The sequence below is a fragment of the Natronomonas salinimetallica genome (assembly GCF_013839515.1).
Lineage (GTDB): Archaea > Halobacteriota > Halobacteria > Halobacteriales > Haloarculaceae > Natronomonas.
This window is the reverse complement of sequence record NZ_JACDNQ010000001.1, coordinates 146,691-169,339: the sequence shown is the minus strand read 5'-3', so window position 1 is coordinate 169,339 and position 22,649 is coordinate 146,691. Positions and strand designations below refer to the sequence as shown.

Sequence of the window (22,649 nt, the reverse complement as noted above, 5' to 3'; positions counted from 1 at the left end):
ACCATGACTTGTCACGAAATCGAAGCACTCCGACTCGGTCTGATGAACAGCCTCGGCGTCGGCGACGACGCCACGAGAAAACACGCCCGCGACGAGATCGGCGAGGAACCCGAACCCCACATCGAGGCGCTCGCCGACGCCGAGAGCCTCGCGGCCTGCAAGCGACACCTCGATACCGCCCTCGTCGAGCTCGAATCCGAGGTCGCCGCGACCGACGACGACGCGCCGGGCTATGACTACCTCCGTGGCCGACTCGTCGCGGTTCGGGACGCGGAGGCCGCCCTCGATCGCCTTCTGGACCACGGTGGCGGGGTCCTCGACGACCTCGGAGAGATCCACCACGCCCTCCACGAGACGTTCCCGGTCGATGAGTGACGGCGACGACCGGTCGCCCCCGGAATCCGACGACCGCCGCCCGCTCGGACCCGAGAGAGAGCGCCCACGCCGGATCGGCCTCGGCGACGTCGACCCCTGTGGGTCCCGGCAGGCAGGCCGGCGTTCGGGCCTCACGCTGACCGACGCCGGTCCCGTCGTCGGCCTCGCGAACGGCTCGGTCCGGGCGTTCTCCAGGGACGGGACCGAGCGCTGGCGACTCGGCGGCGACGGGAGCGCGATCACGCTCGTGCCGTTTTCGGACGGCGTCCTCGTCGGCGAACGATCGAAGCGAGGGGGAATCAGGCTCCTCGACAAGGGGGGCGAGCGCTGGCGACACGACGCTGCCGACGCCCTCGGCGGCCCGACGAAGGAGACGCGCTTTTTTCTGCCGATGGTCGTCGATGCGGCCGTCGACGGGGAGGTGGCCTACGTCGCCGCCCGCCGTTATGAGCGTCGCGACGGCGGACAGGCCTTCGGGAGTTCGGTGTACGCTATCGGGGCCGACGGCGACGTTCGGTGGCGCTACGACGCCGACGCGTCGCCGGTCGCGCTCGAACCGCTCGGCCGCGGCGTTGCCGTGGCGTACAACCGCTGTCCGGGCGGCCACGACGACGGACTGGTCGTCCTCGGTGCGGACGGGACCGAACGCTGGACGTGGGACCCCGACCGGGACTCGACCCGGCGGGTCGGCGACGTGGCGGCGATCGACGACAGCGTCGTCGTCACGAGTCACGCCGACTACCGCGGCTATCGGCTCGACGGGGGCACCGTCGAGTGGCGAGTCGATCTCGGGACGCCACGGCCCGACGGCGACGAGGTGTATACCTACCCCAACCACGTCGCTACCGGCGGTTCGGGAGTCGTCTTCGTAACCGGCAACTCGTTCCCGAGCGAGGGCCGCGCGACCGACGAGCGACACCCGAACGAGCAGTCGGCGTTCGGGTACGCGCCGGACGGCGAACGACGTTGGCGCGCCGAGACCGGCGGCTTCTGCCATGAGATCGCGGTCGATGCCGACCGTGTCCTCGTGCCGGTCGCCCAGCACGTCCGCGATCGGGACCCCTCGGTCCACGGCTTTCGGCTGTTCGACGTGGCCGAAGGCCTCCTCGATTCGGGCCGGCGGGCGGGCGTTTGCACGGCGGCCGAAATCGCGGGTGACCGATGCGTACTCGTCGAGGAACCGATCAGATACCACGACCGCAACGGAGGGGCGGCCACCGACGACGCCGAGAGCGCCGATGGCGCATACACGCTGTGGCAGTGGCGGCGGTGAGACCTGTCGTCACCGTCGTACGGACTGTCGTCGGCTGGTACCGGCCACTGCCCGCACCGTGCCGGCGGTGACCGCCACATCGGGACAGCGATCCGTCTTAGTCCTCCGGCGTCGGGTACTCCGTTCCGAGCACGCGCTCGGCGTCGGGAGCGCCGCCGTCGCTCGCCCCGCTCCCCGCGTTCCCCGACCCGTCCACCGCGTTCCCCGACCCGTCCTCGGCTTCGTCCGCCGGCGAGACGCTGCCGGTCCGGTAGCCCGCCAGATCCAGGGTCACGTGGTCGAAGCCGACGTCATCGAGGTGGGCTCTGACCGCCGCGGCGAAGTCGGGATCGAGCGCGCGCTCCAGTTCGTCCGTACCGACCTCGATGCGGGCCAATCCGTCGTGGTCGCGGACGCGGAACTGCTCGAAGCCCCACGTCCGAAGCAGTGTCTCGGCCGTCTCGACCCGGCTCAGCCGCTCTTCGGTGACTTCGAGCCCCGTGGGAATACGCGAGGAGAGACACGCCATCGAGGGTTTTTCCGCGACCGAGAGACCGTACGCTCTGGCGATCTCACGGACCTCGGGCTTTTCGATGTCGGCCTCCAAAAGCGGCGAGTAGGCGTTCAACTCCTCGACAGCCCGGAGGCCGGGGCGGTGGCCCTCACCCGGATCGGAGGCGTTCGTCCCGTCACAGACCGTCTCGATCCCGAGTTCCCGGGCGGTCTCGAACATCGTTCCGAGCCGCATCGACCGGCAGTGATAACAGCGGTCGTCGTCGTTCGCCGCGAAGGCGTCGCTTTCGAGTTCCGAAAACGAGACGATCTCGTGGCGGATGCCGATCTCCGCGGCGACCCGTCTCGCGTCCTCGAGTTCGGCGGCCGGGAGCGTCTCGCTTTTCGCGGTACAGGCGACGGCCCGCTCGCCGAGTGCCTCCTCGGCGAGCGCGGCGACGACGGCCGAGTCAACCCCGCCCGAGAAGGCGACGAGCACGCCGTCGAACTCCCGGAGGTCCCCGAGTGCGACGTCGCGTTTGGCCTCGACGTTCATACCAGCCTCTCGGGATGGCCGTAGAAAAGCCCGGCGGGACCGCGTGGGGGTGGTGACAAAAGAGTACAGCGGTGACAAAGAACACAGCGGTGAGAAAAACACAGCGGTGACAAGGAGTACGGCGTTCCGTGCGGGTTCTCGCCGTAAGTCGGGGGACAACAGCCCCCCATGGATCTTCCCGTGAGCCCTCCATTTTTCCGTCCGATCGAAAAGTGGGGGTTTTTCAGTCCTGAAACCGACGTACGGGGTATGCAGGGTAACCTTCCGCCGGAGGCCCAAGAGAAGATCGAGGAACTCCAAGACCTCCAGGAGACCGCACAGCAGGTCGCACAACAAAAACAGCAGGCCGAGACACAGCTTCAGGAGTCGGAGACGGCACTGGAGACCCTCGACGAGATCGAGGGCGAGGCCGAGATGTACCGCGAGGTCGGCGAACTCCTCATCGAGACGGAGTACGACGAGGCCTACGACGACCTCGAGGAGAAGATCGACAGCCTCGAGGTCCGTGTCGAGACGCTAAGCAAACAAGAAGAGCGCGTCCAAGATCAGTTCGAGAGCCTCCAAGAGGAGCTTCAAAAGATGCTGCAGGGCGGCGCGGGCGGCGGTCCGATGGGTCCCGGTGGCCCCGGAGCCGGCGGCGCATAGAGGCGACACCGTGACCGACACACCGACCCCGGACGGCGGCGCAGAGCCGACGGACGAAAACGCGGAGCCGACGGACGAAAACGCGGAGCCGACGGACGAAAACGCGGAGCCGACGGACGAGGCGGTCGTCGAGGCCGCCTCCGATGCCGCCGAAGGGGTCGTCCTCTCGCGATACAAACAGTCCGAAGTGACCGACCTGGACGTGACCGTCCGGTTCGAGGATGGCGTCCTCGAGGTCGACGTCTATCTCAACGCCCCGAACGATCCCGATCCCGAGGCGGTCGCAAACGAGGCGGTCGAAGCGGCCGAGGCCGCCGTCGACGAACTGTTTGAGCGCTGAGACGGCGACGGTCCGCGTGGGTCACCGCCGTCGTTTTTATTTTTTTACGTCAACACGAACACGAGGAGGCTGACCGCCGTCGCGGCACCGACGATCGCCGCCAGGAGCACCCCACCCATCCCGATCATGGCGTTCGCCGTCGCCGCGAGCGACTCGGTCCGGTCGTCGCCGAAGACGGTCACCTCGGCGCGTTCGGTCGCCATCCCGGCCTCGACGGGGTCGACGTCGGCGATCGCCTCGTCGACGAGCGCCCTGACGGCGTCGACGAGTCGGTCGGGGTCGATCGCCGCGCCGACCTGGTTTGTCGCCTCGACCGTGTTGACGACGTGGGTATCCGTCGTCATCACCTCGGCGTTGTCGGCGTCGATCGCCGCGAGGAGCCGTTCTCTGAGCCCCGGTTCCATGTTGTTGCCGTCGATCACCACGTAGGCCGTCCGGTGGCCACAGACCTCGAAGACGGCGGCGCGGATACCGAGCGGGCCGATTCCGTCGGTAGGGGTCCACTCGGTCCCGTCCCGTGCGACGCCGACCGACAGCGCCCCCCGGTCGGCGTCCCCGAGCCGCTCGGAGAGCCGTCCGGCAGCCCCGATCATATCGAACGATCGGGAGGAACCGGGGGCGACGCGGTCAGTAACACCCCCCGAAAGCCCGTCGTTGCAGTTGTGTGCGTCGACGAGCATGACCTCCTCCGTGCCGGCGGTCCGGGCCTCGGCGGCGACAGAAAGCCCCACCGAGAAGGCGACGTCGTCGGCCGGTTCGGGCGCGTGGGTGCCGACGAGCAGCCGGTCCTCACCGATCGCCTGTCCGAGAAACGTCGACCCGCCCTCGGTTTCACGGCGGCTCACGGTCGCACTCCGGGTGTATTCGATGCGGTCCGCAGCGTCCGCGGCGGCATCGAGGAGCGTCCCGACCTCGCGTTCGGAGACGAGGTTGAAATCGTGGCCCGCCGTCGCGTGTGGGGGGAAGGCGACACCGTCGGTCGCGGTCGCGATCCGCTCGGGGAGGTTACCGCCGCCGATGTCGCCGATCGGGCCGGGGTGAACCATCGGCACCACGAAGCGGGCCTTTTGGGTCCCGTCGAGGCGACGGACCGAGAGTACCGTGACCGGAACGACCGCCCGCTCGCCGACCTGCTCGAAGAACGTCTCGAGTTCGCGCGAGCCCTCGGCGACGTGGCCGACGAACCCGCGGACGAAATCCAACACCGAGACGTCGAGGCTCCGCCGCCAGGGCCGGTCGATCGCGAAAACGAAGAGCGAGACGCCCGCCGCGTAGACGCCACAGAGCGCGAGCAAGAGGACGTAGTCCGTGGCCCCATCGTAGACGGTAACGGCTCCGGCGGCGACGACGGTCTGAATGCTCGCCGGGACCGCCGCGGCCGGAAGCGACCGCCGGGAGACGGCGATGATGACGAACAACCGGAGCGCGAATATCGAGGCGAGCGCGACGAGGAGCGCGTCGAGGACGAACGACTGGCCGAACCCGCCGATCGCCGCGAGCGCCGCGGCGACGACGAGGACGGCGACGACGATCAACTCACAGAGAAACGCCAACAGGGCCGACCGGTTGTAGGTGAACTGCCCGCCGAGGCGTCTGTCGATCGGCGCGGTGAGAAACGCCGCGACGAGGGTCGGAACGCCGATATACATCATCCCGAGATAGGCGTCGTCGAGGAAGAACCCGGACTCGAAGGCGGCGACGCCGACGGCGGCGGCGACCAACAGGGTGAAAAACAGGCTCGCAGACCAATCCGGCGCCCGGAAGACGAACCGCGATAGCGCCGCCAGGTCGCCCTGCGACCGAGTCATTGTGGGTGGAACGGCGGTCGGTCGGTTAACTGCCTCGGTCCGTCGGCTTCTCCCGACGTCTCTCGCCCAGGTCGGAGGGGCGACCCTCGAAGAGAGACGAACGTCCGGAGTGGGGACATCGTTCCTCGGGGCGCGGTCGCGTTACCCCTGCCCTCTCGGGACGTCCAGCGACTGGCGAGAACGAACCGACCGTCTTCTACCTAAAGTTCCGTTGTTCCAACTACCGTAGTTTGAGCTACGATAGTTTGAGCTACGCTATCTGCACTTTTTATGTGCTGGTGGTTCAAAGGTGGGGTATGCCTGCGTTCGTGAACCGAGAACAAGAACTCGACAGACTCCACGATTTATACGACAGTGACTCTGCGGAGTTGAGCGTCGTCTACGGACGTCGGCGGATGGGCAAGACAGCGCTCGTTGTCAAATCCATCGAAAACCGTGAAGACGCGGTGTACCATCAAGCTGCACATGGGACAACGGAGCAGCAACTCGACTCCTTCATCGCTGATGCTGCAACGGTGTTCCCGGGAGTCAATCGAATTCGGAAAGACTGGGAGAACGTTCTCACGTACCTCGCTGAACAGGATGCGATCGTAATCCTCGACGAGTTCCCGTACCTCGTGGACGAAAACGAAGCGCTCCCCTCCCTCATCCAGCGGATCTGGGATCACGAAGTCGCTGATACGGCTGCGACCTTCGTGTTGACTGGCTCGGCGATCGGGATGATACACAAAATCGCGCTCGACGGGAGTTCACCGCTGTACGGTCGAATCTCGAAACGGCCGAACGGAAAACTCGAAATCGGCCCGCTACCGTTCGCTGCCGCGATGGAGTTCTTCCCGAACTACGCGCCGGCTGAGCAGGTGATCGCGTACGGCGTGTTCGGGGGGACGCCGGAGTACCTCCGTGCTGTGGACGACACGCAGTCACCCCAGGGAAACATTACGGAAACCTTGCTTCTCCGTGATGGCGGCCTCCACGAGGAGCCCGAGGACGTCCTGTACCGGGAACTGGACGAGGTGGATCGGTATTTCGCCGTTCTGAAAGCGATGGCGGAGGGAAACCACAAGCGAAACGAGATCATCCAGGCTGCTGGTATCAACGCCAACAGCGCGAGTTACTACCTCTCCCGCCTGCGGGAACTCCAGATAATCGAGCAGGAGTACCCAGTCACCGTTGACCCCACCCGGAGTCGGAACAGCCGATATCGAATCCGGGACCAACTGTTCGCGTTCTGGTTCCGGTTCGTGCACGGTCGCTCGTCTCGGTACGAAGTGTTCGGGGCGGATGCGTACGACGAACTGGTCGAACCACATCTTCCGGACTTCGTCAGTTCGTCGTTCGAACGACTCTGTCAGCGGGCAGTTCTCTACGAGTACGGAGACGTGTACACGTTCACGGAATCCCCGGGTCGGTGGTGGGACACCGACGGACGCGAGATCGATATCGTGGCCCCGACGAACGGCGACACGCTACTGGTCGGGGAAGCGAAATTCCAGCAGCAACCGATGGGGTACGATGTTCTCGCCCAGCTTGAACAGGAGGCACCCGAAATCGAGTGGTCGCCGACCGACGGCGACGTGAACTACGAGTACGCACTGTTCAGCCGAAGCGGGTTCGTGTCGTCACTGGAGGAAGCAGCCGAGGAGCGGGACGGCCTCGGTCTGTTCACAGTTGACGGCGTCGTTGAAACACTGTCCGAATAGTCCGAACGAAACCCGAAAACACAGATCTGTTCTGAACGCAGTTGGTGCTGAAGAGAAAACGGTCAGGAGGGAGCTAGTTCAGGCCGGAAACAGCTGGTCCGAACTGTCGCTACCCCTCGAAGGGACCGCATCTGTTTAACGAGCGTTTTACGCTGTTAATTAGATGACGCGGTTCTGGAGGTAGTCCAGGTGTTTCGCGTTGTAGACGATCTTGACCTCGTCGGCGGCCGGGCTCCCGATACAGGTCAGTCGGACCATTTTGTCTTCGACCTCCTCGTCGGAGAGGATCTGCTGCATGTCCATGTCGATCTCGCCCTCCTTGACGATGGCCGCGCAGTTCGCACACGCGCCGGCACGGCACGAGAAGGGCCAATCGTAGCCCTGGGCCTCGGCCGCTTCGAGGATGTATTCGCCCTCGGCGACGTCGAGTTCGCCGTAGTCCTCGCCCTCGAGGCCGGCGTCGGCGGCGTTCTCGAAGAGGTCGTCGTCGTCCATTTCCCAGCCGTGGTCGTCCAGCACTTCGTAGTTGAGGTATTCTACAGTTGGCATCAGTGGGTAGATTAACACCCGGGTATGTTGAAGCTTGCTGTTATCGAACCGGACAAACCGGGGAGATGAGGGAGGATTTCCGACCGTCGAAAACTCCCCGAGACCGGGCCGAACCGGCCGTCCGGGACGGGCCGGGCGATCGGCCGTTACCGGCCCGCCGTCGGCACCAACGGGTACGTTTTTGTCACCGCAGCGTGCCCACGTAGCTGTGTTCCCTTCATTCGAAGTCATCCCGGCGGTGGACATGCAGGACGGACAGGTCGTCCAGCTCGTCGGCGGCGAGCGCGGCACCGAAAAGACCTACGGCGATCCGATCGAGGCGGCCGAACGGTGGGTCGAGGCGGGGGCTCGGACGCTCCACCTCGTCGACCTCGACGGAGCCTTCGGGGGCGAGCGGGCCAACGCCGCCGCCGTCGAGGCGATCGTCGAGGCCGTCGACGTCGACGTCCAACTCGGCGGCGGTATCCGAACCGCCGACGACGCGATCGAGCTCCTCGACGCCGGCGTCGACCGCGTCATTTTGGGCACGGCGGCCGTCGAGACCCCGGAGATCGTCGGCGAGATCAGTGCCGTATACCACGAGAGCGTACTGGTGAGCCTCGACGCGAAGGGCGGTGAGGTCGTCGTTTCCGGGTGGACAGAGGGGACGGGACTCGATCCCGCCGAGGCGGCCGCCCGGTACGAGGCCGAGGGTGCCGGCGGGATCCTCTTTACCGACGTCGACGTCGAGGGACAACTCGACGGCGTCCGCAGCGATCCGGTCGAACGGATCGTCGACGCGGTTGATATCCCCGTCGTGGCCAGCGGCGGCGTCTCGACGCTCGAAGACGTGCGGACGCTGCGGGCACTCGGGGCGTCGGCAGTCGTCGTCGGGACGGCGCTCTACGAGGGGCGGTTCAGCCTCGACGCGGCGATAGACGTATAAAAAAGTCGGCGCTCGGAGACCGGGGTTAGTCGTCGGCGGGTGCCGCGTCGCCGCCGGAGTCGGCCTGTTTTTTCGTGTGCGAGAGCTTGCCGCCGTCGGCGAGGATCTGTCGTTCTCGCTCGGAGGCGTCGAGCTCCGCGGTGAGTTCCCACTCGTCGTTGATCCGGACGGTGAACTCCTCTTGGCCGGAGCGGACGGCGTCTTCGACGTCGTCGACGATCTCGATGTCGTCGCCCTGCTCGATGTTCTCGTAGTCGGCCTCGTCGATCTCGAGCGGGATGAGACCGAAGTTGAAGAGGTTCGCGCGGTGGATCCGGGCGAAGCTCTGTGCGAGGACGCCCTCGACGCCGAGATACATCGGGCACAGGGCCGCGTGCTCACGCGAGGAGCCCTGGCCGTAGTTCTCGCCGGCAACGAGGAAGCCGCCGTCGCTGTCGAGTGCGCGCTGGGCGAAGTCCTCGTCGACGCGAGAGAGCGTGAACTCCGAGAGCTTCGGGATGTTCGAGCGGTACATCAGGATGTCCTGGGTCGCCGGGATGATGTGGTCCGTCGTGATGTTGTCCTCCATCTTCAGGAGGGCAGGACCGTCGATGTCGGCACCCATCTCGTCTTTGAGCGGGACGTCGCCGATGTTCGGGCCCTTGATGAGTTCGTCGTCGACGGCCTCGTCGGGCGAGATGATGTCGGGGTCCTCTTGGCCCATTCCGTCGCTGTATTTCGTGCCCATCTCGAACTCGGGTGCCTCGAGGTCGCCGAACTCCTCGGCGAGGTCCCGGGGGTCGACGATCTCGCCGGCGATCGCCGCCGCGGCGGCGACCTCGGGCGAGCACAGGTAGACGTTGTCGTCCTCGATGCCGGAGCGGCCCTCGAAGTTGCGGTTGAACGTCCGCAGCGAGACCGAATTCGAACCGGGGACGTGGCCGATGCCGATGCAGGCACCACACGTCGCCTCGGAGAAGTTGACGCCGGCCGCCATCATCTCGGCGGTCCAGCCCTCGCGGGCGAGCATCTCGGAGGCCTGTTTGGAACCGGGGGCGACGATCATCTCGGTCTTTTTGTCGACGGTGCGGCCTTCGAGCATCTTCGCGGCCGGGAGGATATCCTCGTAAGCGCCGTTCGTACAGGAGCCGATGATTGTCTGTTCGACGTCCGTGCCGGCGACCTCGTCGACCGGAACGACCTTGTCGGGCATCGACGGGCACGCGATGAGCGGTTCGAGATCCGAGAGGTCGACTTCGATGGTGTCGGCGTACTCGGCGTCCTCGTCGGGGCCGATCTCGACGTAGTCGTCCTCGCGGCCGATCCGCGAGAGCCAGTCTTTCGTTCTCTCGTCGGTCGGGAAGATAGAGGAGGTCGCGCCGAGTTCCGTACCGAGGTTCGTGATCGTCGTGCGCTCGGGGACGGTCAACGACTCGACGCCGGGACCGGTGTACTCGAAAATCTTGCCGACGCCGCCCTTGACGGTGAGTTCGCCGAGCAGGTGCAACGCGACGTCCTTCGCGGTCGCCCACTCGGGGAGTTCACCCTCGAGGTGGACGTTGACGACTTCCGGCATCTCGATGTAGTAGGCACCGCCACCCATCGCGACGGAGACGTCGAGGCCACCGGAGCCGATGGCGAGTTCGCCGAGGCCGCCGGGCGTCGGCGTGTGACTATCGGAGCCGAGCAGCGTCTTGCCGGGCGCGGCGAAGTTCTCCTTGTGGACGTTGTGACAGATACCGTTGCCGGGGCGGCTATAATAGGCCCCGAACTTCCCCGCGGCGCTGCGGAGGAAGCGGTGGTCGTCCGTGTTTTTGAAGTCGAACTGGTAGGTCTGGTGGTCACAGTACTGCGCGGCGAGTTCGGTCTGGACTTCGTCCAGCCCGAGCGCCTCGAACTGCAGCCACACGAGCGTCCCGGTCGTGTCCTGTGTGAGTACCTGGTCGATCTCGATACCGATCTCCTCGCCGGTCTCGAGTTCCCCTTCGACGAGGTGATCGTCGAGAATCTTCTCGGTGAGTGTCTGTCCCATATCGTGTACAAATGGACTGTCCATAGATATAAATCCGGCGAGTTTCGCCCCGGGTCGGTCGTTTTGGCGGCCCCGAGATAAGACAATTGTCCGGTTTTGTCCGCAAACTGGAGTATATAATGAACGAACGTTTAGGAACCGGTCAGGCGAGCCGCGAGAAGGCGAGGTTGCCGCTCGTACTTTCGACGTAGATGTCGACGACATCGCCCTCTTCGGCCCCCGGAACGAAGATCGTGTAGTCGCCGCGGTGGGCGACCCCGTCGCCCTTGCGGCCGGTGTCGGTCACTTTCACCGTGTAGGTGTTGCCGGCTTCGACGTCGTCTTCGCTCTGTTGGGTGTCGCTTGTCCGCTTGCTCTTCGAGACGGGGCGGAACGCACCGCAGGCGTCACACCGAAGCATGAGGGTGCGGTTCTCCTGGACGAGACGGGTGTCCGGTAGGCCACACTCACTACAGTGGACGTACTCCTCCGTGTAATCGTCGATCACGCGCTCGAAATCGCGGTCGTCGAAGTTCCCGTTGTACCGGCCGACGCCCTCGGAGAGCTTTCCGGAGGTCGCAAGCGTCTGCTGGACGAATCGGTGGACGTGGTCCGTCTCGCGGTTCAACGCGTCCGCGACCGCATCGAGGTTCGTAAACCGCGTGAAGGCACCGTCGGCTTGCGCGACGGCGTCGGGGACCGAGAGCCGGTCGCCCGAGGATCCGATATCGGGGACGGCGTCCAGCGCCCGGTCGAGGCTGGCTTCGTATTCCATACGTTCGAGAGGGGCGTGATGCCTAAATGCGTTCCGAGACGCTGTGGGGACGGTCACATCCCGTGACCCGGACGGCTGCGATACGCACCCAACGCCTTTTTAATTCGGCCGGACTACCGGGGAGCGATGAGAGCCCTCACGCTCGGTCCGGAAGGTACGTACTCACATCGTGCGGCGAAATCAGTCACCGACGACATCGAGTTCGTCGAGTCGGTCACGGGGATCGTCGAGGGGGTCGCCGGCGGCGAGTACGAACGCGGCGTCGTCCCGATCGAAAACAGCATCGAGGGGTCGGTCACCGAGTCGCTCGACGCCCTCGCAGACCGGAACGTCGCCGTCGTTCGCGAGATCGTCACGCCGATCCAACACGCGTTGCTCGCACAGACCGGCGAGTTCGAGACCGTCGCCAGCCACCCCCAGGCGCTCGCACAGTGTCGGGACTTCCTGAGCGAGGAGTTCCCCAGCGCGAAGACGGAGGCGGTCGCCTCGACGGCCCGCGGGGTCGAACGCGCCCGGGAGGACCCGACAGTGGCGGCGATCGGACACCCGGCGACGGCGGGAAGCGACCTGCAGGTACTCGCGCGGGACATCCAGGACAGCACGTCGAACGCGACCCGGTTCGTCGTCCTGGCGCCCGAGACCGAACGCTCCGACGTCGGCGGCAAGAGCACGGTGATCGTCTACCCGAACACGAACTTCCCCGGCCTCCTCCTCGAGATGCTCGAGCCGTTCGCCGAACGGGACATCAACCTCTCGCGGGTCGAATCGAGGCCGAGCGGGGATCGCCTCGGCGACTACGTCTTCCATCTGGACTTCGCGGCCGGCCTCTACGAGGAGCGCGCACAGGAAGCCGTCGACGAGTTACGCGACATCGCGGACAACGGGTGGGTTCGCGTGCTCGGGTCCTACGACACGGAGCACGTGTTGTGACCGTCGACGACACGGAGCACGTGTTGTGACCGCCGGCGGCCGGGACAGACCGACCCAGTCGTCGACACCCAACGCGCTCCGCTGCTCGCGTCCCGCCATCGCCACATCGACACAAGGGTTTTTGAGTAATGGCGACGAACGACGGTGTAACGAGCAGTTTTCGGCCCGCACTGGAGGCGGGGCCGGGTAGCCACCGCCGTCCGATTTAACAACGCTTAAATCCTCCCCGATTATAGCACGCTGTAGTATCTCGTGACAGCTTCTTTCCCCGGCCAGCCCAACTCATGGTAGACGTAAGCCAACACAACCTGGTTCCGGAGCATACGGTTCTCGACCGAGACGCCGTCGAGGACGTGCTCACGGAGTACGACATCGGACGCACAGACCTACCGAAGATACAGCGCCGCGACGCCGCACTGCCCGAGGACGCCGAGGTCGGCGACGTGGTGAAGATCGTCCGTGACTCCCGGACGACGGACGAAGCGGTCGTGTATCGACTGGTGGTAGAATGAACGAAACCACACGCCGACCGGTGACAGCATGAACAGACAGGACCGACGCGCGATCTCGCGGGAGTACTTCTCGCGTGAACGGCTCGCGGAGCATCACTTTCGATCGTTCAACAACTTCCTCGATCGTGGCATGCAGCGGGTCGTCGAGGAGAAAGAGTCGATCGACACGGACATCGGCGACAAGGAGGGCCAAGAGCCCGTCAGGGTCGACCTCTCGAACGTCCGGGTCGTAACGCCCCGGGTCAGGGAGGCCGACGGGTCCGAGGAGCTGCTCTATCCGCAGGAGGCCCGCCTCCGGAACATCACCTACTCCGCCCCCGTCTTCATGGAGATGTCCATCGTCCGTGGCGGCGAGGAGGAAGAAGAACACGTCGTCGATCAGGCCGAAACGAAGGTCGGCCGGATGCCAATAATGGTCGGCTCGAACAAGTGCAACATCGCCGACTTCAGCGACGAGGAGCTCATCGAGATCGGGGAGGACCCCGCCGACCCCGGCGGCTACTTCATCGTCAACGGCTCCGAGCGCGTGCTGATGACGAGCGAGGACCTCGCGCCGAACAAGATCCTCGCCGAGTACGACACCAAATACGGCGACGAGATCCAGATCGCAAAGACGTTCTCCCAGCGTCGCGGCTACCGCGCGCTGGTGTTGTGTGAACGGAACCGAAGCGGCATCCTGGAGGTGTCTTTCCCCTCCGTCTCGGGCAGCATCAACTTCGTGACGCTCGTCCGTGCGCTCGGGCTCGAATCCGACGAGGAGATCGTCCACCGCGTGAGCGAGGATCCCGAGATCGTGAAGTTCATGCTCGAGAACCTGGAGGCCGCCGAGGTCGGCTCGACCGCGGAGGCCATCGAGACGCTTGGCCAGCGCGTCGCCGCCGGCCAGGGCAAGAACTACCAGCTCAAGCGCGCGAACTACGTCATCGACCGGTATCTGTTGCCCCACCTCCACGAGGAGGGCGTCGAGGACGAGGAGACACGGACGAACAAGGCGGTGTATCTCTGCCGGATGGCCGAAGCGTGCTTCGAGTTGGCGCTCGAACGCCGCGAATCCGACGACAAGGACCACTACGCGAACAAGCGCCTGAAGGTCTCGGGCGACCTGATGAAGGACCTGTTCCGGACGGCGCTGAACAAACTTGCACGCGACGTGAAGTATCAGCTCGAACGGGCGAACATGCGGAACCGACAGCTCGCCGTGAGCACGGTCGTCCGCTCCGACGTCCTCACCGAACGGCTCGAACACCCGATCGCGACGGGCAACTGGGTCGGCGGCCGATCCGGCGTCTCCCAACTCGTCGATCGGACCGACTACATGGGCGTCCTCTCGCACCTCCGGCGGCTCCGGTCGCCGCTTTCGCGATCGCAGCCGCACTTCGAAGCGCGGGATCTCCACGCGACCCAGTGGGGTCGTATCTGTCCCTCCGAGACGCCGGAAGGGCCGAACTGCGGGCTGGTGAAGAACTTCGCACAGTCGATGGAACTGTCCCAGAACGTCGACGACGAGCGCGAACTGAAGCGCGAACTCGCGTCGATGGGCGTCGAGGGCATTCCGGGAATCGAGACGGTCGAAACACATACGGCGGACGACTAATATGAGCCAGGGACGAGAAGCCAAAGTGTACGTAAACGGGAGCCTCATCGGCACCCATCCGGACCCGCACAGACTCGCAAACGACATCCGTGAATCGCGCCGCCGCGGCGAGATCGACGAGATGGTGAACGTCTCGGTCAGAGACCGGACCGACGAGGTCATCGTCAACGCCGACGCCGGCCGCGCTCGCCGCCCCCTCATCGTCATCGAGGACGGCGAGCCGATCATGAGCGACGAGGAACTCGAAGCCGTCAAAGACGGCGACCTCGAGTTCGAATCGCTCGTCGATCGCGGCTACATCGAGTTCATCGACGCCGAAGAAGAAGAGGACATCTACGTCGCCATCGACGAAGACGACCTCACCGCCGATCATACCCACCTCGAGATCGATCCCCAGCTGATGTTCGGGATTGGCGCGGGGATGATCCCCTACCCCGAACACAACGCCTCCCCCCGTATCACGATGGGATCGGGGATGATCAAGCAGTCGCTCGGGCTGCCGAGCGCCAACTACCGGATCCGACCCGACACCCGACAGCACCTGCTGCACTACCCGCAGCTGTCGATCGTCAAAACCCAGACGACCGAACAGATCGGCTACGACGATCGGCCGGCGGCGCAGAACTTCGTCGTCGCGGTCATGAGCTACGAGGGGTTCAACATCGAGGACGCCCTCGTGATGAACAAAGCCAGCGTCGAGCGCGCGCTCGCACGGTCGCACTTCTTCCGGACCTACGAGGGCGAGGAACGCCGGTATCCGGGCGGCCAGGAGGACCGCTTCGAAATTCCCGGCGAGGACATCCGGGGCGCACGGGGCGAGGAGGCCTACACCCACCTCGACGAGGACGGCCTCGTCAATCCCGAGACCGACGTCGGCGAAAACGACGTGTTGCTCGGGAAGACGTCGCCGCCGCGCTTTTTGGAGGAGCCCGACGACATGGGCGGTCTCAGCCCCCAGAAACGCCGCGAAACCTCCGTGACGATGCGCTCCGGCGAATCCGGCGTCGTCGACACCGTCACGCTCATGGAGGGCGAGGACGGCTCGAAGCTCTCGAAGGTGAAGGTCCGCGACGAGCGGATCCCCGAGTTGGGGGACAAGTTCGCCTCCCGACACGGTCAAAAGGGCGTCGTCGGTCACCTCGCCCCACAGGAGGACATGCCGTTCACTCAGGAGGGCCTCGTGCCGGACCTCGTGTTGAATCCGCACGCGCTGCCCTCCCGGATGACGGTCGGCCACATCCTCGAGATGCTCGGCGGCAAGGTCGGCTCCCTGGAGGGTCGCCGCGTCGACGGGACGCCGTTCCAGGGCGAAAACGAGGACGAACTGCGCGATGCGCTCGTCGACCGCGGCTATAAATCCAACGGCAAGGAGATCATGTACTCGGGCGTCACCGGGGAGAAGATCGAGGCCGAAATATTCGTCGGCGTCATCTTCTACCAGAAGCTCTATCACATGGTCTCGAACAAACTGCACGCCCGCTCGCGCGGACCCGTACAGGTGTTGACGAGACAGCCGACCGAGGGCCGCGCCCGCGAGGGTGGTCTCCGGATCGGTGAGATGGAACGGGACGTGTTCATCGGCCACGGGGCGGCAATGACGCTGAAAGAACGTCTGCTCGACGAATCCGACCGCGAGGAGATCTACGTCTGCGGGCAGTGCGGGATGAGCGCCGTCGAAAACGTCGAACAGCGCCGGGTGTACTGTCCGAACTGCGACGAGGAGACGGACGTCCACGAAGTCGAGATGAGCTACGCGTTCAAACTGTTGCTCGACGAAATGAAGGCGCTCGGTATCGCCCCGCGAATCGAACTGGAGGACGCAGTATAATGCAAGGACAAACCCCAAAGGAGATCGGAACGCTGAGTTTCGGGCTGATGGATCCCGAAGAGTACCGGAACATGTCGGCCACGAAGATCATCACGGCCGACACGTACGACGACGACGGGTTCCCGATCGACATGGGGCTCATGGATCCCCGATTGGGCGTCATCGATCCCGGCCTGGAGTGTAAGACGTGTGGGAAACACTCGGGGTCGTGTAACGGCCACTTCGGCCACATCGAACTCGCGGCCCCCGTCGTCCACGTCGGCCACGCCAAACTGATCCGCCGACTGCTCCGCGGGACCTGTCGCAACTGCGGCCGACTGACGCTTGCGGATCCCTCGGACCGGGAGTACCGTCGCGAGTTCTTCAAAGAGCGCGAGGACACGCCCCCCCGAACGTGGTTCGTCTCCCCGGAGGACGCCCGAAAGGCCCAAGAGAAAGCCGAGCAGGCGGCCGAACGGAAGCGCGAGCAGTTCCTCGAACAGCTCGAGCGAACCCGGGACCTCGGCGAGGATCCCTCCGACGTGCTGAAGGCGGGCATCCGACAGGCCCGGGACGCCGACTACTGTCCGTACTGTACGGAGGACGACGGCTACCGCAAGGGATACCCGACGGCCCAATACGACGTCAGCCACGAGAAACCCTCGACGTATCTCGAACAGGGACCGGTGCCGGACTCCGACGTGCGGGACCTCCTCGCCGAATCCCTCGAGGGGGGCGAGGGCGACACCGAGATCGAACTCGATGAGCTCGTCGAGGCGGTCAACGACGTCGTCGCGAGGTGGGGCGGTGAAGAACGGCTCACCGTCGCGGACATCAGCCGCCTGATGAGCGGACAGGGTCCCGGCGACAGCGAACGGATCGGCCGCGAACACGTCTCGTTGCTCCAGATCGCCGGCGAGGTGATGTCCTCGGACGGTGCCTTCGGCGGCCGCTTCGAGAACGCGCCGGCACCGGATTTCCTCGTCTCCTACAGCGGCGACAAGCTGATGCCGAGCAACATCCGTGACCGCTTTGAGGCGATCCCCGACGAGGACATCGAGACGCTCGGGATCAATTCGGACCGGTCGAGACCCGAGTGGACGATCCTGACGGTGCTGCCGGTGCCGCCGGTCACGGCGCGCCCGTCGATCACGCTGGACAACGGCCAGCGCTCGGAGGACGACCTCACACACAAACTGGTCGACATCATCCGAATCAACCAGCGCTTCATGGAGAACCGCGAGGCGGGTGCGCCGCAGCTCATCATCGAGGACCTCTGGGAGCTGTTGCAGTACCACGTCACCACGTTCATGGACAACGAGATCTCCGGGACGCCGCCGGCGCGACACCGCTCCGGTCGACCTCTCAAGACCCTCAGCCAGCGGCTGAAGGGCAAGGAGGGCCGGTTCCGTGGCTCGCTGTCGGGCAAGCGCGTGAACTTCTCCGCCCGAACCGTCATCTCGCCGGACCCGACGCTCTCTTTGAACGAGGTCGGTGTGCCGGACCGGGTCGCAAGCGAGATGACCCAGACGATGAACGTCAACGAGCGGAACCTCCAGGACGCCCGCCGCTACGTCTCGAACGGGCCAGAAATGCACCCGGGGGCGAACTACGTCAAGCGGCCGGACGGTCGCCGGCTGAAGGTGACCGAGAAGAACTGCGAGGAGCTTTCAGAGAAGATCCAACCCGGCTGGGAGGTCGCCCGCCATCTCATCGACGGCGACATCGTCATCTTCAACCGACAGCCCTCGCTGCACCGGATGAGTATCATGGCCCACGAGGTCGTCGTGATGCCGTACAAGACGTTCCGACTCAACACGACGGTCTGTCCGCCGTACAACGCCGACTTCGACGGCGACGAGATGAACATGCACGCGCTGCAAAACGAGGAGGCCCGCGCGGAGGCCCGCGTCCTCATGCGCGTCCAAGAGCAGATCCTCAGCCCGCGCTTCGGCGAGAACATCATCGGCGCGATCCAGGATCACATCTCGGGGCTGTACCTGTTGACCCACGAGAACCCGCGGTTCAACGAAACCCAGGCGCTCGATCTGCTCCGCGCGACGAGCATCGACGGTCTGCCCGAGGCGGACGGCGCCGAGGACAACGTCGAGTACTGGACCGGTCGGAGCCTCTTTTCGGAGCTGCTCCCGGACGGCCTCGATCTCACCTTTACCTCCTCGGCGGGTGACGACGTGACGATCGAGGACGGCCAGCTCACCGACGGAACGGTCGACGAGGACGCCGTCGGTGCCTTCGGCGGCGAGGTCGTCGATACGATCTGTAAGGTCTACGGTAACACCCGTGCACGCGTCTTCGTCAACGAGGTCGCGACGCTCGCGATGCGGTCGATCATGCACTTCGGGTTCTCGATCGGGATCGACGACGAGTCCATCGAGCGGGAGGCCGAAGAGCAGATCTCCGAGGCGATCGGCAACGCCAACGAGCGCGTCGAGACGCTCATCGAGACCTACCGGAACGGCGAACTCGAGTCGCTCCCCGGCCGGACCGTCGATGAGACCCTCGAAATGAAGATCATGCAGACGCTCGGAAAGGCCCGCGACTCCGCGGGTGACATCGCCGACGACCACTTCGGCGACGACAACCCCGCCGTCGTGATGGCCCAATCCGGCGCGCGTGGATCGATGCTCAACCTGACTCAGATGGCCGGCTGTGTCGGCCAGCAGGCGGTTCGGGGCGAGCGGATCAACCGTGGCTACGAGGACCGAACGCTCAGCCACTTCAAGCCGAACGACCTCTCGGCGGACGCCCACGGCTTCGTCGAGAACTCCTATCGAAACGGCCTGACACCGCGGGAGTTCTTCTTCCACGCGATGGGTGGCCGCGAGGGGCTGGTCGATACGGCAGTTCGGACCTCGAAGTCCGGATACCTCCAGCGGCGGCTGATCAACGCGCTCTCGGAGCTCGAAGCCCAATACGACGGGACCGTGCGTGACACCTCCGATACGGTCGTGCAGTTCGAGTTCGGCGAGGACGGCACCTCGCCCGTTCAGGTCTCCTCGAAGCGGGACTTCGAGATCGACGTCGAGGGGATCGCAGACCGCGTCATCAACGAGGAGTTCGACTCGCCGGCCGAACGCGAGGAGTTCCTCGGTATCGAGGAGCCGTCGACGAACATCTCCGAGCACGGCGAGTCGTGGCGGACGGCTTCGGGTACGGAGGTGGAATCTGATGACTGAGATCACCGACGCGGTCGAGTCGATCGTCGAGGGAAGCGACCTCCCGCGACGGCTGAAGGACGACCTCTACGAGACGATCCAGGTCCGCGAGGACATGACCGAAGGGCAAATCGAGGACCTCGTCTACGGCGTCGAGTCGAAATACCTCGAAAACCGAGTCAACCCACTCGATCCGGTCGGCACGGTCTCCGCACAGAGCATCGGGGAGCCCGGAACGCAGATGAGCGTTCCGGCCGACGAGCGCGTCCTCGTCCGCCGGAACGGTACAACCGACGTGACTGAAATCGGCCGACTCGTCGACTCCCTGATGGAGGGTCGTGAGACACGGACTGTCGACGACCACGAGGTCGCGCTCGCTCCGGAAGGACTCGAAGCCCCGAGCCTCGCGCGTGACGAGACGGTCGAGTGGAAACCGGTCGAGGAGATCAGCCGACACGAAACTCCCGACGAACTGCTCCGATTCGAGCTAGAATCGGGCCGTTCTATCCGGGCGACGAAAGCACACTCGTTCGTGACGCGGACGGATAACGAAATAATCCCAGTTTCCGGTGACGAACTCGAGGCCGGTGATTGGCTCCCGGTCGTCTCCTCGATCGATGGCTCCAATACCGATTCTGTCGACCTACGCGAGTATCTCCCGACAAGCGACTATTGGTACACGTCGGCCCTTACCGATGGCGGCGTGGAAGCTGTTCCGGGCGGCCCGGATCAGCTCCGGAACAAACGTGCTGCCCTTGAATCGGGCAGTATAGACGATCATGCTGTGTATCCGGTACAGGGAACCGTCGGTCTCCCGGAACAGCTCCCGCTCGATGAAGGAACGGGATTCTTTATCGGTGCGTGGCTCGCGGAAGGGTCACTAGCGGATCATTACGTATCTATCTCGAGTATCGATCCGGAGTTCCAGTCACAGGTACGTGAGTTCGCTGATCGGTTCGACCTCTCTGTGAACGAATACCGAAACGAAAGTGGGTTCGCGACCGGATACGATATCCGTCTCAACGGGACTATTCTCGCTGATTTCCTCCGTGCTGCTTGCACGGACGGGAATGAAAAAGTGGTCCCTGGGTTTATTTTCGGGTCGAACGATGCGTTCGTAGCGGGAGTACTTCGTGGGTACTTCAGCGGCGATGGGAACGTCGGAAAAGCCGCAGTACGCTCCAGCTCGACGAGCGAACGGCTTACAGCCGGAATCGCACTACTACTTTCGCGCTTCGATATATATGCGACACTCGCTGAACAGGATGGGTCCCGGACGTTGCGGGTCCCAAAGAAGCACGTCTCCCGGTTCGACGACTGTATCGGTATGGTTGGAGATCGGGGATCGGAACTCGAAACGCTGGCCGACTCAATCGATTCGGACGGCCCCGATACGACGGATCAGATTCCGAACTTCGGTGAGGCCCTTGAGTCGGTTGCTGATGACGCAGGGATCCCGAAACGTCAAATAAACAGCGCGACGAAGCGGCAGCGGATCGGCCGCAACCGTCTCACCCGACTGGTCGCGGAGGCCGAAGACGAAATCAGCGAGGGATCCCCAGAGCTTGACGCCCTTCGGCAGGCTGTGTGCGGCGACGTCGTCTGGGATCGAATCGAGTCCATCGAAACGGTCGAAAGCGACCACGAGCACGTCTACGACTTCTCAGTCGAGGGGTTGGAGACGTTCACGACCGCCGAGGGCGTCGTGACACACAACACGATGAACACGTTCCACTACGCGGGCGTCGCCGAAATCGACGTCACGCAGGGGCTGCCCCGACTCATCGAGTTGGTCGACGCACGGAAAACCCCCGACACGCCGATGATGACGGTTCACCTCGACGGCGTGTACGCGGCGGACCGCGACCGCGCCCACGAGGTGGTCTGGGAGATCGAGGCGACGAAGATCCTCGCGTTGGGCGACGTCTCGACGAACGTCGCGGACATGCTGGTACAGATCGACCTCAACGAGGAGACGCTCGACGAGCGGTGGCCGACGGTCGGCAGCATCGACGACATCGCCGGCCGGATCGCGGGGACGATCGAGTCCGAGTTGGGGGTCGAAACGGACCGGCCGTCGGAAACGGTCATTCAGTTCGGCCCCGAGGAGCCCTCCTACCGACAGCTGCTCCAGCTCGTCGAGGAGCTCCGGGAGATCGTCTTCAAGGGGATCGAGGAGATCAGCCGGGTCGTCATCCGAAAGGAAGAACTCGATACCGGCGAGGAGTTCGTCCTCTACACGGAGGGGTCGAACCTGAAGAAGGTCCTCGATATCGAGGGCGTCGACGCCTCGCGGACGACGTGTAACAACATCCACGAGATTCACAGCAACCTCGGGATCGAGGCCGCTCGCGAGGCGATCATCGAGGAGACGATGAACACGCTCGAAGAGCAGGGCCTCGACGACGTGAACATCCGACACCTCATGCTCGTCGCCGACATCATGACGAACAACGGCGACATCGAGTCGATCGGCCGTCACGGCATCTCCGGGAACAAGGACTCGGTGCTCGCGCGTGCGGCCTTCGAGGTGACGGTCAACCACCTGCTCGATGCGGCCATCCACGGCGAGGTCGACGACCTCGATGGCGTCACGGAGAACGTCATCGTCGGCAAGCCGATCAAACTCGGGACCGGCGACGTCGACCTGCGGATGGGTGCCAGCCAGGGCGGCGCTGGCTCCTCGGCGGACGACTGATACCGTCTGACGTCCCATTACGGGGTCTCTACGCCCCGTCGGTGGGACGCTTGGCCCGCTCGCATCACTCCGACGACGACCCATTCACTTACCCATGCCCATCACTCTCTCGGACGAAGCCAGACGTTACATCGCGTTGTTCGACGAGGAGACGGACGTCCCGGCGATCGACTGTCTCGTCGATGACGACTTCGACCGGATCGCCTTCGTCGTTCCCACGGGGACGATGGGGCAGGCGATCGGCCCCGGCGGCAAACACGTTCGACGCGTCGAATCGGCGCTCGGACGCGACGTAACGGTGATAGAGAACGCCGATACGGCCGAGGATTTCGTCGCCAACGCGCTCGCCCCGGCGGCGGTGTACAACGTCACGATAAGCGAAAACGACACCACAGTCGCCTACGCCGAAGTCGATGCCGACGACCGCGGCGTCGCGATCGGCAAGGACGGCCGCCGAATCGCGCTCGCCCGGCGGCTTGCGAAACGCCACTTCGACATCGACGGGATCGAGTTGACCTGATA

Annotated in this window: 18 protein-coding genes; 13 read left to right on the top strand and 5 right to left on the bottom strand. The window is 64.7% G+C overall.

The features are described 5' to 3' along the window. The first annotated feature begins 3 nt into the window (after positions 1-3). Positions 4-375 (top strand): DUF3209 family protein, encoded by a 372-nt coding sequence (locus HZR14_RS00765; protein ID WP_181690955.1) that lies wholly within the window; start codon positions 4-6, stop codon positions 373-375. Continuing rightward, positions 368-1,648 (top strand): PQQ-binding-like beta-propeller repeat protein, encoded by a 1,281-nt coding sequence (locus HZR14_RS00760; protein WP_181690954.1) that lies wholly within the window; start codon positions 368-370, stop codon positions 1,646-1,648. Before HZR14_RS00765 ends, HZR14_RS00760 begins: the two co-directional genes overlap by 8 nt. A 97-nt stretch (positions 1,649-1,745) precedes the next feature. On the opposite strand, the gene larE is transcribed toward HZR14_RS00760, so the two are convergent. Next, complete coding sequence (gene larE, locus HZR14_RS00755) at positions 1,746-2,675, bottom strand: ATP-dependent sacrificial sulfur transferase LarE (protein WP_181690953.1); 930 nt, start codon at positions 2,673-2,675, stop codon at positions 1,746-1,748. Positions 2,676-2,924: 249 nt separating this feature from the next. On the opposite strand from larE, the gene HZR14_RS00750 reads away from it, so the two are divergent. Together HZR14_RS00750 and HZR14_RS00745 are read left to right on the top strand one after the other, a co-directional pair. Next, on the top strand, positions 2,925-3,320 hold the full coding sequence (locus HZR14_RS00750; RefSeq protein ID WP_181690952.1) for a prefoldin subunit beta: 396 nt from the start codon (positions 2,925-2,927) through the stop codon (positions 3,318-3,320). Positions 3,321-3,330: 10 nt separating this feature from the next. Further along, positions 3,331-3,660 (top strand): DUF3194 domain-containing protein, encoded by a 330-nt coding sequence (locus tag HZR14_RS00745; protein ID WP_181690951.1) that lies wholly within the window; start codon positions 3,331-3,333, stop codon positions 3,658-3,660. A gap of 44 nt (positions 3,661-3,704) precedes the next feature. On the opposite strand, the gene HZR14_RS00740 is transcribed toward HZR14_RS00745, so the two are convergent. Then, on the bottom strand, positions 3,705-5,468 hold the full coding sequence (locus tag HZR14_RS00740; protein ID WP_181690950.1) for a DUF2070 family protein: 1,764 nt from the start codon (positions 5,466-5,468) through the stop codon (positions 3,705-3,707). A gap of 296 nt (positions 5,469-5,764) precedes the next feature. Between HZR14_RS00740 and HZR14_RS00735 the strand changes: the two genes are divergently transcribed. Next, positions 5,765-7,171, top strand: a complete 1,407-nt coding sequence (locus HZR14_RS00735; protein WP_181690949.1) for an ATP-binding protein — start codon at positions 5,765-5,767, stop codon at positions 7,169-7,171. Between the two features lie 159 nt (positions 7,172-7,330). On the opposite strand, the gene fer is transcribed toward HZR14_RS00735, so the two are convergent. Then, positions 7,331-7,720: a ferredoxin Fer gene (gene fer, locus HZR14_RS00730; protein ID WP_181690948.1), complete on the bottom strand. Its 390-nt coding sequence runs from the start codon at positions 7,718-7,720 to the stop codon at positions 7,331-7,333. A 208-nt stretch (positions 7,721-7,928) separates the two neighbouring features. Between fer and hisA the strand changes: the two genes are divergently transcribed. Next, complete coding sequence (hisA, locus tag HZR14_RS00725) at positions 7,929-8,645, top strand: 1-(5-phosphoribosyl)-5-[(5-phosphoribosylamino)methylideneamino]imidazole-4-carboxamide isomerase (RefSeq protein WP_181690947.1); 717 nt, start codon at positions 7,929-7,931, stop codon at positions 8,643-8,645. Between the two features lie 25 nt (positions 8,646-8,670). Here the strand turns inward: hisA and HZR14_RS00720 are convergent, their stop codons facing one another. After that, positions 8,671-10,656 carry an aconitate hydratase gene (locus HZR14_RS00720; protein WP_181690946.1) on the bottom strand — a complete coding sequence of 662 codons (1,986 nt, stop codon included), beginning with the start codon at positions 10,654-10,656 and terminating at the stop codon, positions 8,671-8,673. A gap of 142 nt (positions 10,657-10,798) precedes the next feature. Continuing rightward, positions 10,799-11,410 (bottom strand): translation initiation factor IF-2 subunit beta, encoded by a 612-nt coding sequence (locus HZR14_RS00715; protein ID WP_181690945.1) that lies wholly within the window; start codon positions 11,408-11,410, stop codon positions 10,799-10,801. Between the two features lie 126 nt (positions 11,411-11,536). On the opposite strand from HZR14_RS00715, the gene pheA reads away from it, so the two are divergent. The 7 genes from pheA to HZR14_RS00680 all read left to right on the top strand — a co-directional run bounded on the left by pheA (position 11,537) and on the right by HZR14_RS00680 (position 22,647). Continuing rightward, on the top strand, positions 11,537-12,340 hold the full coding sequence (gene pheA / locus HZR14_RS00710; protein ID WP_181690944.1) for a prephenate dehydratase: 804 nt from the start codon (positions 11,537-11,539) through the stop codon (positions 12,338-12,340). Positions 12,341-12,624: 284 nt separating this feature from the next. Next, positions 12,625-12,852 carry a DNA-directed RNA polymerase subunit H gene (locus tag HZR14_RS00705; protein ID WP_181690943.1) on the top strand — a complete coding sequence of 76 codons (228 nt, stop codon included), beginning with the start codon at positions 12,625-12,627 and terminating at the stop codon, positions 12,850-12,852. A 28-nt stretch (positions 12,853-12,880) separates the two neighbouring features. Further along, positions 12,881-14,446, top strand: coding sequence for a DNA-directed RNA polymerase subunit B'' (locus HZR14_RS00700; RefSeq protein WP_181690942.1), 1,566 nt, complete (start codon positions 12,881-12,883; stop codon positions 14,444-14,446). A 1-nt stretch (position 14,447) separates the two neighbouring features. Next, positions 14,448-16,274: a DNA-directed RNA polymerase subunit B gene (gene rpoB / locus HZR14_RS00695; protein ID WP_181690941.1), complete on the top strand. Its 1,827-nt coding sequence runs from the start codon at positions 14,448-14,450 to the stop codon at positions 16,272-16,274. After that, entirely contained in the window at positions 16,274-19,450 is a 3,177-nt protein-coding gene (locus HZR14_RS00690) for a DNA-directed RNA polymerase subunit A' (RefSeq protein ID WP_181690940.1), read from the top strand. Before rpoB ends, HZR14_RS00690 begins: the two co-directional genes overlap by 1 nt. Beyond that, the gene (locus HZR14_RS00685) at positions 19,443-22,127 is read left to right on the top strand and encodes a DNA-directed RNA polymerase subunit A'' (protein WP_181690939.1); all 2,685 of its coding nucleotides are present in this window, start codon (positions 19,443-19,445) and stop codon (positions 22,125-22,127) included. The genes HZR14_RS00690 and HZR14_RS00685 overlap by 8 nt, the downstream gene beginning before the upstream one ends. Positions 22,128-22,221: 94 nt before the next feature. Continuing rightward, positions 22,222-22,647, top strand: a complete 426-nt coding sequence (locus HZR14_RS00680; protein WP_181690938.1) for a NusA-like transcription termination signal-binding factor — start codon at positions 22,222-22,224, stop codon at positions 22,645-22,647. Positions 22,648-22,649: the final 2 nt, after the last annotated feature.